Source organism: Rhizobium sp. PAMB 3174, assembly GCF_052908375.1.
Window position 1 is genome coordinate 3621326 of the sequence record NZ_CM128608.1, and the last position, 12961, is coordinate 3634286.

The window sequence follows — 12961 nt, forward strand, 5'->3', positions numbered from 1 at the left end:
TCAAATTACAAGCCCCTTCCGGTCTCAATCCGTCCCAGGTGCGCCGCGCAGCTTCTTCACCTCTGACCGTCCGGCCTTGGCCTTCAACCGCCGCTCGATCGATCCCTTCGTCGGCTTGGTTTTCTTGCGGCGCGGCGGCGGCGGCGCGGCGGCCTGGAGAATCAGTTCCTTCAATCGCTCGCGCGCGTCTTCGCGGTTGCGCTCCTGGCTGCGAAAGCGGTTGGCCTCGATCATCAGCACGCCATCCTTGGACATGCGGCGGCCGGCGAGCTTCACCGCATTCGCCTTGACCCGCTCCGGCAGCGAGGGCGAGCCCTGCAGATGAAAGAAAAGCTGGACGGCGGTCGACACCTTGTTGACGTTCTGACCGCCCGGCCCACCGGCCAGCACGAATTGTTCGCTCAGCTCCCAGCCGGCGATGACGATATGGTCGTTGATGTGGAGCGGTGCGCTTGCCATGAGATCGTCGTCCTTCCGGCCGATCTATTCCACAGCAACGGCAAAATGAAAACCCGGCCGCGAGCGATCGCGGCCGGGTCCTGTCCTCCCGAGACTTTTTGTTCAGATCATTCCGCCGCGATGGCGAGGACCGGGGCAGCGCTGGCCACTTCGCCGCTGACGTGATCCTCGAACTTGGCGAAGTTCTCGATGAACATCGTCACCAGCTTGCGGGCCTGGGCGTCATAGGCCTCACCGTCGGCCCAGGTCGAGCGCGGATCAAGTATCTTGGTGTCCACGCCGCTGGCCGCAACCGGAACGGCGAAGCCGAAGTTCGGATCCGTGCGGAACTCGACCAACTTCAGCTCGCCCGACAGGGCTGCCGTCAGCAGTGCGCGGGTAGCCTTGATCGGCATGCGGCTGCCGACACCATAGGCACCACCGGTCCAGCCAGTGTTGACCAGCCAGCAATCGACGCCGTGCTCGGCGATCAGATCCTTGAGCAGGTTGCCGTATTCGGTCGGATGACGCGGCATGAAGGGTGCGCCGAAGCAGGTCGAGAAGGTCGCTTCCGGTTCCGTCACGCCCTTTTCCGTGCCGGCGACCTTGGCGGTGTAGCCGGACAGGAAGTGGTACATGGCCTGCTCGGGCGTCAGCTTGGCGATCGGCGGCAGCACCCCAAAGGCATCTGCCGTCAGCATGATGATCGTCTTCGGATGGCTGGCGCGACCGGTTTCCGATGCGTTCGGAATGTAATGCAGCGGGTAAGCGCAGCGGGTGTTCTCGGTCAGCGATCCGTCGTTGAAATCCGGAACGCCATTCTCGTCGAGCACCACATTTTCCAGAACGGTGCCGAAGCGCTTCGTCGTGGCGTAGATTTCCGGCTCGGCCTCGGCCGAGAGGCGGATCGTCTTGGCGTAGCAGCCACCTTCGAAATTGAAGATGCCGGCCTTGCCCCAGCCATGCTCGTCATCGCCGATCAGGGTGCGCGACGGATCGGCCGAAAGCGTCGTCTTGCCGGTGCCCGAAAGACCGAAGAAGACCGCGCTGTCGCCGTTCGGGCCTTCATTGGCCGAGCAATGCATCGGCATGACGCCCTTTTCCGGCAGGAGGTAGTTGAGGACGGTGAAGACCGACTTCTTGATCTCGCCGGCATAGGACGTGCCGCCGATCAGAACCAGTCCGTTGGACAGGTCGCAGGCGATCACCGTCTCGGTGCGGCAGCCGTGGCGTTCCGGATCGGCCTTGAAGCTCGGCAGGTCGATGATCGTCAGCTTGGCGACGAAATCTTCGAGCGCTTCCGTTTCCGGACGGATCAGGAGGTTGCGGATGAACAGCGAATGCCAGGCAAGCTCCGTGATGACCCGCGTCGGCAGGGCATTTTCCGGATCGGCGCCGCCAACGAGATCCTGCACGAACAGGGTCTTCTTGCGGACGTGGGCCAGCATGTCCTGATGCAGGCGATCGAAATGGGCCGGCGTCATCGGCTTGTTGTTGTCCCACCAGATCTTGTCGGCGGTGTGCTCGTCCTTGACGACGAACTTGTCCTTCGCGGAGCGGCCGGTGTGCTGGCCGGTCAGGGCCCGAACCGCGCCGTCGGCCGTCAGAACGGCCTCCTCGCGGCTGATAGCCTCGTCGACGAGCTGGCGTTCGCTATAATTATAAAAAACATGCGCGGCATCTCCCAGGCCGATATTCGCGATGCTTCTTACCGGGTTGCGAATCCCTTTCTCCTCCATGGCTCCATTCCTTTGCTGCGAGTTGCGGAATTAAAATTTTCCGGACAATTAGTCGTTGTTTTCTCGCCTGGCAACCCAAGCACCTCAAAAAAGTCAACGTAATCAATATATTAATCGATTTAAAAATTTTCTATTCCATTTTAATCGGTTAAAATAGATACCCTTTCCGGCTGTTAAAACATTTATTCCACACCTGGATCGACGCCTGCCCTTCCCGTTTGCCACAATTTGTTCCACCTTTATCCCCACATACCCTCCGTCCTAGTCGAAACAGCCGGAGGATTGACCCATATGGCGGAGAAAATTGGCATGCAGACGATCGCGCTCGTGGATGACGACCGCAATATCCTGACCTCGGTGTCCATTGCGCTCGAGGCTGAAGGCTATCGCGTCGAAACCTATACGGATGGCGCATCGGCGCTGGACGGCCTTCTGGCGCGCCCGCCGCAGCTGGCCATCTTCGACATCAAGATGCCGCGCATGGACGGCATGGAGCTTTTGAGACGGCTTCGGCAGAAGTCGGACCTTCCGGTGATCTTCCTCACCTCGAAGGACGAGGAGATCGATGAACTCTTCGGCCTGAAAATGGGCGCGGACGATTTCATCACCAAGCCCTTCTCGCAGCGTCTGCTGGTCGAACGCGTCAAGGCGATCCTGCGGCGCACGGCAAGCCGTGAGGCCGGCGCTGCCGCGGCAACGGCGAAACCCGGCCAGACCGAGCTTGCCCGGTCGCTCGAGCGCGGGCAGTTGGTGATGGACCAGGAGCGCCATACCTGCACCTGGAAGGGCGAGGCCGTGACGCTGACCGTCACCGAATTCCTCATCCTGCATTCGCTGGCACAACGCCCCGGTGTCGTCAAAAGCCGCGATGCGTTGATGGACGCCGCCTATGACGAACAGGTCTATGTCGACGACCGCACCATCGACAGCCACATCAAGCGGCTGCGCAAGAAATTCAAGATGGTCGATACGGAATTTGATATGATTGAAACTCTTTACGGTGTGGGCTACCGGTTCCGCGAAGCCGCGTAAGCCCGACCAGGCCGCCGGAGCGGCGAAGGGGTTCTTTGATGTCGGAAGTACTGTCCGGTGCCAGCAACACGGACGAAAGGCCGCGGGAGCGGCCCGAGGAATTGACAACCGCAGCCACGCCGGATGGCGATGATTTCGAGAGGGACAGCCGCCCGGGCAGGGGCGGCCGGCTTTGGTCGCGCCCGTTTGTGCTCACCCGCCGGATTTTCGGTAACGCGGTCTTCTCCAGCCTCACGCGCCGCATCCTATTCTTCAACCTCGTCGCGCTCGGCGTTCTCGTCGGCGGCATCATGTACCTCAACCAGTTCCGCGAGGGGTTGATCGATGCCCGCGTGGAAAGCCTGCTGACGCAGGGCGAGATCATCGCCGCGGCGGTCTCGGCATCGGCATCGGTCGACACCAATTCGATCACCGTCGATCCGAAGAAACTGCTCGAACTGCAGGCCGGCGAGAGCATCACCCCGGTGCCGAACGACGAGGACCTGCAGTTTCCGATCGATCCCGAACGGGTCGCGCCGGTGCTCCGCCGGCTGATCTCGCCGACCCGCACCCGCGCCCGCATCTTCGATGCCGACGCCAGCCTGATCCTCGATTCGCGCCATCTTTACACACGCGGCCAGGTGCTGCGCTTCGACCTGCCGCCGGTCGAGGCCGAGCAGGTCGACTGGTGGGAGATGCTTTATAACTGGGTGAACCGCCTGCTGCAGCCGAGCAACCTGCCGCTCTACAAGGAAACCCCCGGCGGTGACGGATCTATCTATCCGGAAGTGATGAACGCGTTGACCGGCGTTCGCGGCACCGTCGTGCGCGTCACCGAAAAGGGCGAGCTGATCGTCTCGGTGGCCGTGCCGATCCAGCGTTTCCGGGCCGTTCTCGGCGTGCTGCTGCTCTCCACGCAAGCCGGCGACATCGACAAGATCGTGCAGGCCGAGCGCATGGCCATTCTGCGCGTCTTCGGCGTGACGACGCTGGTGACGATGGTGTTGTCGCTGCTTCTCTCCTCGACGATCGCCAATCCGCTGCGCCGGCTTTCGGCAGCGGCCATCCGGGTGCGCCGGGGCGGTGCGAAGGAGCGCGAGGAAATCCCGGACTTCTCCTATCGCCAGGACGAAATCGGCAACCTCTCGATCGCACTCCGGGAAATGACATCGGCCCTCTATGACCGGATCGACGCGATCGAGAGCTTTGCCGCCGATGTCAGCCATGAGCTGAAAAACCCGCTGACCTCGCTTAGAAGCGCCGTCGAGACGCTGCCGCTCGCCCGTAATGAACAATCAAAGGAACGCCTGCTGGAGATCATCCAGCACGACGTTCGCCGTCTCGACCGGCTGATCAGCGACATTTCCGACGCCTCGCGGCTGGATGCCGAACTGGCGCGCACGGATGCGCAGGACGTCAACCTCGAGCAGCTACTCGCCGACCTCGTCGAGGTTTCCCGGCAGATCCGCGCCTCCAAGAAGGCCGTCCGGCTGACATTCGAGGTCGACCGGCGGCACGCGACCGGCAAGGATGCCTTCATCATCCAGGGCCATGACCTCAGAATCGGCCAGATCGTCACGAACCTCATCGAAAACGCGCGGTCATTCGTTCCGGAAACGGAGGGGCACATCGCGGTCAAGCTGATGCGGCGCAAGACGGACTGCGTGATCCAGGTGCAGGACAACGGACCGGGTATCCAGGCCGAGAACATCGACCGGATCTTTGAACGCTTCTACACCGACAGGCCGGAAAGCGAAGGTTTCGGCCAGAACTCCGGTCTCGGCCTGTCGATCAGCCGGCAGATCGCCGAGGCGCATGGCGGCTCGCTCAGGGCGGAAAACGTTACCGAAGAGAAGAGCGGCCGGATCATCGGCGCACGCTTCATCCTGACCATGCCGACCGGCGAGAAGAATGACCGGCGCTGAGACCAACATCCACGCAACCGCGATCATCGCCGGTCGCACCGGCCTGCTTTTCGTCGGTCCTTCCGGGTTGGGAAAGTCGTCCATGGCATTTGCCTGCCTGGCCGAGGGCCGCAGCCTGGGTCTCTATACCGCACTGATAGCCGACGACCAGGTCATGGTCCGCCGCATTGGCGAGCGGCTCGTGGCGCGGGCGCCGGAAAGCATCGCCGGCCGGATGGAATTGCGCGGAAGCGGCATCGTTTCCGTCGAGACGATCGATGCCGCGATCTTGCGCCTCGTGATCATGCCGGTCGACGCTATGGCCTGCGAACGGCTGCCGGAGGAAGGCGAGAGGATGACGGTGCACGACGGCGTGTCACTGCCGCTGCTGCGCATCCCGTTGCAGGCAAGCCATCCGCTGGTGCGAATACAATCTCTCACCGGCGATTTGTAGCAGGACCGCGTGAAACACCTGCAGACGGACGCCGATTTTGTTTTTTTGTCTTGCACTTCGGCTTTTGATCGACAAGATGAGCACCCACCGGCGGGAAACGGGCCATTTGTGGCCCGCGGCGGATGCAGAGTGCCACAGGAGCAGTTGTAGATGATCGGACTTGTGCTTGTCACACATGGCAAGCTGGCAGAAGAATTTCGGCATGCAGTCGAGCATGTCGTGGGTCCACAGAATCTCATCGAGACAGTGTCGATCGGTCCGGAAGACGACATGGACCAGCGGCGGCAGGATATCCTGGATGCAGTCCATCAGGCCAATGAAGGCAATGGTGTCATCATCCTCACCGACATGTTCGGGGGTACGCCGTCGAATCTGGCAATCTCCGTGATGGACAGCGGCCGCGTCGAAGTCATCGCCGGGGTGAACCTTCCGATGCTGATCAAGCTCGCCGGCGTTCGCGGCGAAAACGACATGGAAAAGGCTCTGGCGGAAGCGTCTGATGCCGGCCGGAAATACATCAACGTGGCCAGCCGTGTCTTGAGCGGCAAATAGTCGGAAACTGGCGCAATATCCATGGCTGCGATCACCAAGGAACTGCAGATCATCAACAAGCGCGGTCTGCACGCGCGAGCGTCGGCGAAATTCGTCCAGACCGTCGAAGCATTCGATGCGGCGATCACCGTCTCCAAGGACGGCATGACGGTCGGCGGCACCTCGATCATGGGGTTGATGATGCTGGCGGCGAGCCCCGGCTGTTGCGTCGTCGTCACCGCCGACGGCAACCAGGCGGACGAGGCCATGCAGGCGCTTGAGGCGCTCGTCGGCAACCGCTTCGGCGAAGAGATCTAGCGATCCGCGCCGGACATATAAAGACTTCTTTATATCCTTATTGCTATCATGTCCGAAGTGCGGTAAACCGCATGCGGAACAAATTCGTATTGATACGTGAGTTGGAGAGCCGGCCTTTCGCTGCCGCATATGCGGTCGTGCCGCCTCAGGACCAGGAGACTTAGATGAGCACGGAAAAAGACTATATCGTCGCGGACATCGCGCTTGCCGATTTCGGCCGCAAGGAACTCGACATCGCAGAAACCGAAATGCCCGGCCTGATGGCATGCCGCGAGGAATTCGGCGCATCGAAGCCGCTGAAGGGCGCGCGGATCTCCGGTTCGCTGCACATGACCATCCAGACCGCCGTCCTGATCGAGACGCTGGTCGCCCTTGGCGCCGAAGTGCGCTGGGCCTCGTGCAACATCTTCTCGACCCAGGACCATGCCGCCGCCGCGATCGCCGCGACCGGCATTCCGGTCTTCGCCGTCAAGGGTGAGACGCTTGAGGAATACTGGACCTACACCGACAAGATCTTCCAGTGGACCGATGGCGGCCTCTCCAACATGATCCTCGACGATGGCGGCGACGCCACCATGTACATCCTGCTCGGCGCCCGCGCCGAAGCCGGCGAGGACGTGTTGTCGAACCCGCATTCGGAAGAAGAGGAAGTCCTCTTCGCCCAGATCAAGAAGCGCATGCAGGCTTCGCCGGGCTGGTTCACCAAGCAGCGCGACGCGATCCGCGGCGTGACCGAAGAAACCACCACCGGTGTCAACCGCCTGTACCAGCTGTCGAAGAAGGGCCTGCTGCCCTTCCCGGCGATCAACGTCAACGACAGCGTCACCAAGTCGAAGTTCGACAACAAGTACGGCTGCAAGGAATCGCTGGTCGACGGCATCCGCCGCGCCACCGACGTTATGATGGCCGGCAAGGTTGCCGTGGTCTGCGGCTACGGCGACGTCGGCAAGGGTTCGGCTGCCTCGCTGCGCGGTGCCGGCGCCCGCGTCAAGGTGACGGAAATCGACCCGATCTGCGCCCTGCAGGCTGCCATGGACGGTTATGAAGTCGTTCAGCTGGAAGACGTCGTCTCCAGCGCCGACATTTTTATCACCACCACCGGCAACAAGGACGTCATCCGCGTCGACCACATGCGGGCGATGAAGGACATGGCGATCGTCGGCAATATCGGTCACTTCGACAACGAAATTCAGGTCGCCGGTCTCCGGAACCTGAAGTGGACCAACATCAAGCCGCAGGTGGACATGATCGAGTTCCCCGCCGGCAACCGCATGATCCTTCTGTCCGAAGGCCGCCTGCTGAACCTCGGCAACGCCACGGGCCACCCGTCCTTCGTCATGTCGGCCTCGTTCACCAACCAGGTGCTGGGCCAGATCGAGCTTTTCGCCAAGAGCGACAACTACGAAAACCAGGTCTACGTGCTGCCGAAGCACCTCGACGAGAAGGTTGCGCGCCTTCATCTCGACAAGCTTGGCGTCAAGCTGACGGAACTTTCCGACGAGCAGGCGAGCTATATCGGCGTGACCACGGCCGGTCCGTTCAAGTCCGATCACTACAGATACTGATCACCGTACCAGAATACGCTACATTTAGTTGCCGCGGCCGGATTTCCGGCCGCGGCTTCTTTTTTTGACCTTCGGCTTCCCGCCGATTCTGAGAGGCAGTATTGTGATTTCGTAATGATTCGCCCCATTTCGGCACAGGGAAATGGTGTGGCGAGGGGATGTCTTGTCGACAGGCGGCGCGAAGGACGGAGACGGACCAGGAATGGACGTAATCTTATCAGGCCAGGACAAACGGCCTGACGACAGCGGCAGCACACCCGCCGGGGACGCAGGGCGGTTGCAGCCGGCAAAACAGCACAAGGCTCGTTTCTTCAGGAAAGCCCTGCTTTCCGGCACGGCGCTTTTCGCTGCCGGCGGATCTGCGTTTGCGCAGGGCGCCACGGAAGCGACCGGCCACGCCGCGCGTTTTTCCTCTCCGGAAGTCGTCGTCTTCTCTCTGGTCATCGGCGCGATCTCCGCGGCCATGCTCTCCACGCTCTGGTTCGTCCGGCAGAAGGGCAACATGGAGACCGAGAACCGGGAAATCCGTTCGGCGCTTTCCGATGCCAAGCAGCGGCTGTCGCGCTTTGAGGCGCTGATCGCCGACAAGAACCGGCGGATCGTGATCTGGGACGGTCCCGGCGAGCGCCCGGAAGTGCTCGGCCAGTTGCCGGCAAAGACAGGCGCACCGGAGCAGGAACGCGAATTTCTGGCCTTTGGCCGCTGGCTGAAGCCGGACGCGGCGCTGCAGTTCGAGCGCGCGCTGGAAGCCCTGCGCGAAAAGGCGCACAGCTTCGATCTGGTGGTCGAAACCCAGCGCGGCGAGGTCCTGGAAACGCAAGGCCGCGTGTCCGGCGGCCGGGCATTCGTCCGCTTCGTGGCGCTCAACAATCTGCGCGCCGAGCTTGCCGAGCTTTCCGTCGAGCGCGAACGTCTCGTGGCTTCCATCACCACCTTCCAGAGCCTGCTCGATTCGGTCGATTTCCCCGCCTGGCAGCGCGACAATGACGGTCGCCTCGTCTGGGTCAACCACGCCTATGCCGAAGCGGTCGACGCCTCTTCACCGCAACAGGCGATCGACGAGAGCCGCGAAGTCCTGAGCACCGTCACACGCGAAAAGATCCGCTCCAGCACGACCATCGATTCGCCCTTCCATGGCCGTGTCTCGACCGTCGTCAACGGCAACCGGACCTTCTTCGACGTCGTCGACGTGAAGGTGCAGGGCGGCACGGCCGGCATTGCAGCAGACGTGTCCGGCGAGGAAGCGGCGCGCGAAGAGCTGAAGCGGACCCTGAAGGCGCATTCCGAGACGCTCGACCAGCTGGCGACCCCGGTCGCGATCTTCGACGGCGACCGGCGCCTGCAGTTCTACAACCAGGCCTTTGTCCAGCTCTGGGGCCTCGACATCGCCTTCCTCGAATCCAAGCCCGATCACGGCGACCTCCTGGAACGCCTGCGCGCCGCCGACAAGCTGCCGGAGCAGCTCGGCTGGAAAGCCTGGAAGGAAGCGGCGCTGTCCGTCTACCAGTCGCTCGACACGCAATCGCACCTCTGGTATCTGCCGAGCGGCCAGACGCTGCGCGTCATTGCGACGACACATCCGCAGGGCGGCGCGACCTGGGTGTTCGAGAACCTGACCGAGCAGGTCAACCTGGAAACCCGCTACAACACGCTGGTTCGGGTGCAGGGCGAAACCATCGACCATCTGGCCGAAGGCGTTGCGGTGTTCGGGCCGGACGGCAAGATCCGGCTGTCCAATCCGGCCTTCCGCGCGCTCTGGGCGATCACCGAGGCGCAGGCCGCGCCCGGCACCCATATCCGCGCCATCGAGGATGCCTGTGCGCAGTCCTATGACGGTGTCGACGGCTGGCGCCGCTTCTCCCACATGATCACCAGCTTCGAGGATGAACGGCCTTCGCTGCAGGGCACGCTGGAACTGCATTCCGGTCTGGTCCTCGACTACGCCGTCATACCGCTGCCGAACGCGCAGACGATGCTGACCTTCGTCAACGTCACCGACAGCGTGAGGGCCGAGCGGGCGCTGACCGAGAAGAACGAAGCCCTGCGCAAGGCCGACCAGCTGAAGAACGATTTCGTCCAGCACGTCTCCTACGAACTGAGAACGCCGCTGACCAATATCATGGGCTTCACGGATCTCCTGAAGACACCCGAGATCGGCGGCCTCAACGAGCGGCAGGCAAGCTATATCGACCATATCTCGACCTCGTCGTCGCTGCTGCTGACCATCGTCAACGACATTCTCGATCTGGCGACCGTCGATGCCGGCATCATGGAACTGCATATGGCGGATATCGACATCAGCCAGCTTCTGGATGAAGTGTCGGAACACATCGCCGAGCGCCTGCAGGAGAGCGGTGTGACGCTCGCCGTCAGCGCCGAACCCGGTATCGGGACGCTCGTTGCCGACCGCCAGCGGCTGAAGCAGATCATGCTGAAGCTTCTCGCAAATGCCGCCAACTTCGCGCCCGATGGCTCGGAGATCGCATTGCATTGCTGGCGCGACAACGGCGATCTCGTCTTCACCGTCAGCGACAACGGCCCCGGCATCCCGCCGGAAATGATCAAGGCCGTGTTCAACCGCTTCCAGACGAGTGCCCGCACCGGCAAGCGCAGCGGCGCGGGACTTGGCCTGTCGATCGTCGAGAGCTTCGTCAACCTGCACCACGGCTCGGTCTCCATCGACTGCCCGGACGGCAAGGGAACGACGGTGACCTGCCGCATTCCCTCCGGAAAACGTTCGGAAGAAACACTTGCAGCCGAGTGAGGCCACCTTCACACTTCACCTCGCCGACGAAAGTCGGACGATCCTTTTCGGCGAGGACCTGGCCCTCGCGCTGAAGGCCGGCGACTGCCTGGCGCTGCACGGCGATCTCGGCAGCGGAAAATCGACGCTCGCGCGCGCCTTCATCCGGGCGATGGCGGACGATCCAGACTTGGAGGTGCCTAGCCCCACCTTTACCTTGGTGCAGAGCTACAGAATCCGGATTCCGGTCGCCCACTTCGATCTTTACCGGATCGGCGATCCCGACGAACTCTTCGAACTCGGCCTCGAAGAGGCACTCGAAGACGGAATCGCCCTCGTCGAATGGCCGGAAATGGCCGGTGGCAATCTGCCGGAGACGGCCATTCACCTGATGCTTTCACACGAGGGAAGCGGCCGCGCCGTCAGCATCACCGGCCCAGACAAGATTATGAGCCGGATTCGCCGTGTCATGCAGATCCGCGAATTCCTTTGCCAGCACGGTCACGGCAGCGCGCGAAGACGGTTCCTGAGTGGCGACGCCTCCATCTTTCGCGCCTACGAGATCATCCATCCGGAGGATGGCGAGCCGCAGGTGCTGATGGACTGGCCAAAGCCTCCACTGGGACCCCCAGTTCTCGACGGCAAGCCCTACGCCGAAGTCGCGCATCTCGCCACCGACGCACTGCCCTTCATTGCCATCGGCAATGCGCTGCACGCGGCAGGGTTCTCGTCGCCGGAGATCAGGGCAGCGGACAGAAACAGCGGCATCCTGATCATGGAGGATCTGGGCCGCGACGGCGTTCTCGACGAGACGGGCGCGCCTATCGAAGAGCGCTACATGGAAAGCGCCGCCTGCCTGGCACGCCTTCATGACCAGGCCTTTCAACGGGATATTGCCGTGGGCGATGCCGTCTACCGGGTGCCGGATTTCGATCCGACCGCCATGAAGATCGAGGTCAGCCTGCTTCCCGACTGGCATATGCCGTGGAAGAGCGGTCATCCGCTGGAAGCGGCGCGCCGCGACGAATATTTCGCCATCTGGGACGAACTGATCGAGATCCTGCAGGCCGCGGAGAAACATCTGCTCTTGCGCGATTTTCACTCGCCCAACATCATCTGGCTTGCCGACCGCGCCGGCACCGACCGGGTGGGCATCATCGACTTCCAGGACGCCATGATCGGCCCGACGGCCTATGACGTCGCCTCACTGGTGCAGGATGCGCGCGTCGACATGACGCCGGACTTGAGCAATCGCCTGCTGAAGCATTACCTGTCGCTTCGCACCTCTGCCTCCTTCGACGAGGCGAGTTTCCGGACTGCCTTTGCGATCATGGCGGCGCAGCGCAACTGCAAGCTCGCCGGCATCTGGGTGCGCCTCCTGCAACGCGACGGCAAACCGTATTACATGAAGCACATGCCGCGTACGCTCTCCTACCTCAATTCCGTGTTCAGGCATCCGGCCCTCCAGCGGCTGAAGAAATGGTGCCTGGATGCCGGAATGGAGGCCGAACCATGAGCGCGGCGCCGATCCGCAATGCCATGGTGCTGGCGGCCGGGCTCGGCACGCGCATGCGACCGATCACCGAGACGATCCCGAAGCCGCTGGTGAAGATCGCCGGCACGCCGATGATCGACTATGTCCTGGACAGGCTCGTCGGCGCCGGCGTCGAAAAGGCCGTCGTCAACGTCCATCACCACGCCGGCCAGATGGAAGGCCATCTCCGCGGCCGCACGGACGTCGAGATCGTCATTTCGGACGAACGCGAGCAGCTGATGAACTCCGGCGGCGGATTGAAGAAGGGCCTGCAGCTCCTCGACAAGGCCGCACCCGTCTTCGTCATGAATGCCGACCTCTTCTGGGTCGTTCCGCCCGGAACGAAGGACCGCAATCTTGACCGGCTGGCCGGTTTCTTCGACCCGGAGCGCATGGACATGGCGCTTCTCTGCGTGAAGATCGAGGACACCACCGGCCATAACGGCAAGAACGATTTCGACCTTGCCGCCGACGGACGCCTGACGCGTCATCGCGAGGGCGGCGAGACGCCCGTCGTCTATGCCGGCGCTATTGCCATGCGGCCTTCGCTGCTGGATGATGCACCCGAAGACGCCTTCAACCTGAACATCTATTTCGACAGGGCCATCGCCAAAGGCCGGCTCTACGGCCTCATTCTAGATGGCCACTGGCTGACGGTCGGAACACCCGAAGCCATCGCGGAGGCGGAGGACGCAATCCGGCGCATCGCCGGCGGAAACTGAAG

At 62.4% G+C, this 12961-nt stretch carries 11 protein-coding genes; 9 read left to right on the forward strand and 2 right to left on the reverse strand.

Annotated features, from left to right (window positions below; genetic code table 11):
• Nucleotides 1-24: 24 nt before the first annotated feature.
• Nucleotides 25-459, reverse strand: coding sequence for an alternative ribosome rescue aminoacyl-tRNA hydrolase ArfB (gene arfB / locus ACU5AY_RS17425; protein ID WP_446822336.1), 435 nt, complete (start codon nt 457-459; stop codon nt 25-27).
• Nucleotides 460-566: 107 nt separating this feature from the next.
• The gene (locus ACU5AY_RS17430) at nt 567-2177 is read right to left on the reverse strand and encodes a phosphoenolpyruvate carboxykinase (RefSeq protein ID WP_446827145.1); all 1611 of its coding nucleotides are present in this window, start codon (nt 2175-2177) and stop codon (nt 567-569) included.
• Nucleotides 2178-2486: 309 nt separating this feature from the next.
• Here ACU5AY_RS17430 and ACU5AY_RS17435 point away from each other — a divergent pair, with 309 nt between their 5' ends.
• The 9 genes from ACU5AY_RS17435 to ACU5AY_RS17475 all read left to right on the forward strand — a co-directional run bounded on the left by ACU5AY_RS17435 (nt 2487) and on the right by ACU5AY_RS17475 (nt 12959).
• Nucleotides 2487-3209 carry a response regulator transcription factor gene (locus ACU5AY_RS17435; protein ID WP_261931819.1) on the forward strand — a complete coding sequence of 241 codons (723 nt, stop codon included), beginning with the start codon at nt 2487-2489 and terminating at the stop codon, nt 3207-3209.
• Between the two features lie 38 nt (nt 3210-3247).
• Complete coding sequence (locus ACU5AY_RS17440) at nt 3248-5113, forward strand: stimulus-sensing domain-containing protein (RefSeq protein ID WP_446827146.1); 1866 nt, start codon at nt 3248-3250, stop codon at nt 5111-5113.
• Entirely contained in the window at nt 5100-5546 is a 447-nt protein-coding gene (locus ACU5AY_RS17445) for an HPr kinase/phosphorylase (protein ID WP_446827147.1), read from the forward strand. The genes ACU5AY_RS17440 and ACU5AY_RS17445 overlap by 14 nt, the downstream gene beginning before the upstream one ends.
• A gap of 150 nt (nt 5547-5696) precedes the next feature.
• The gene (locus ACU5AY_RS17450) at nt 5697-6098 is read left to right on the forward strand and encodes a PTS sugar transporter subunit IIA (RefSeq protein WP_261928293.1); all 402 of its coding nucleotides are present in this window, start codon (nt 5697-5699) and stop codon (nt 6096-6098) included.
• A 21-nt stretch (nt 6099-6119) separates the two neighbouring features.
• Nucleotides 6120-6395, forward strand: a complete 276-nt coding sequence (locus ACU5AY_RS17455) for an HPr family phosphocarrier protein (protein ID WP_446827148.1) — start codon at nt 6120-6122, stop codon at nt 6393-6395.
• A 164-nt stretch (nt 6396-6559) separates the two neighbouring features.
• The gene (gene ahcY, locus ACU5AY_RS17460; RefSeq protein WP_446827149.1) at nt 6560-7960 is read left to right on the forward strand and encodes an adenosylhomocysteinase; all 1401 of its coding nucleotides are present in this window, start codon (nt 6560-6562) and stop codon (nt 7958-7960) included.
• Between the two features lie 142 nt (nt 7961-8102).
• Entirely contained in the window at nt 8103-10724 is a 2622-nt protein-coding gene (locus ACU5AY_RS17465; protein WP_446827150.1) for an ATP-binding protein, read from the forward strand.
• Entirely contained in the window at nt 10711-12219 is a 1509-nt protein-coding gene (gene tsaE, locus ACU5AY_RS17470) for a tRNA (adenosine(37)-N6)-threonylcarbamoyltransferase complex ATPase subunit type 1 TsaE (protein WP_446827151.1), read from the forward strand. The genes ACU5AY_RS17465 and tsaE overlap by 14 nt, the downstream gene beginning before the upstream one ends.
• A complete protein-coding gene (locus ACU5AY_RS17475; protein ID WP_446827152.1) occupies nt 12216-12959 on the forward strand; it encodes a nucleotidyltransferase family protein in 744 nt (247 codons plus the stop codon). The genes tsaE and ACU5AY_RS17475 overlap by 4 nt, the downstream gene beginning before the upstream one ends.
• Nucleotides 12960-12961: the final 2 nt, after the last annotated feature.

Excerpts from the sequence above, each read along its gene's own strand:
- ACU5AY_RS17455 (WP_446827148.1), top strand. The coding sequence starts at position 6,120 with ATGGCTGCGATCACCAAGGAACTGCAGATCATCAACAAGCGCGGTCTG.
- ACU5AY_RS17450 (WP_261928293.1), top strand. The coding sequence starts at position 5,697 with ATGATCGGACTTGTGCTTGTCACACATGGCAAGCTGGCAGAAGAATTT.
- ACU5AY_RS17430 (WP_446827145.1), bottom strand. The coding sequence starts at position 2,177 with ATGGAGGAGAAAGGGATTCGCAACCCGGTAAGAAGCATCGCGAATATC.
- arfB (WP_446822336.1), bottom strand. The coding sequence starts at position 459 with ATGGCAAGCGCACCGCTCCACATCAACGACCATATCGTCATCGCCGGC.
- ACU5AY_RS17475 (WP_446827152.1), top strand. The coding sequence starts at position 12,216 with ATGAGCGCGGCGCCGATCCGCAATGCCATGGTGCTGGCGGCCGGGCTC.
- ACU5AY_RS17435 (WP_261931819.1), top strand. The coding sequence starts at position 2,487 with ATGCAGACGATCGCGCTCGTGGATGACGACCGCAATATCCTGACCTCG.
- ACU5AY_RS17440 (WP_446827146.1), top strand. The coding sequence starts at position 3,248 with ATGTCGGAAGTACTGTCCGGTGCCAGCAACACGGACGAAAGGCCGCGG.
- ahcY (WP_446827149.1), top strand. The coding sequence starts at position 6,560 with ATGAGCACGGAAAAAGACTATATCGTCGCGGACATCGCGCTTGCCGAT.
- ACU5AY_RS17465 (WP_446827150.1), top strand. The coding sequence starts at position 8,103 with ATGGTGTGGCGAGGGGATGTCTTGTCGACAGGCGGCGCGAAGGACGGA.
- ACU5AY_RS17445 (WP_446827147.1), top strand. The coding sequence starts at position 5,100 with ATGACCGGCGCTGAGACCAACATCCACGCAACCGCGATCATCGCCGGT.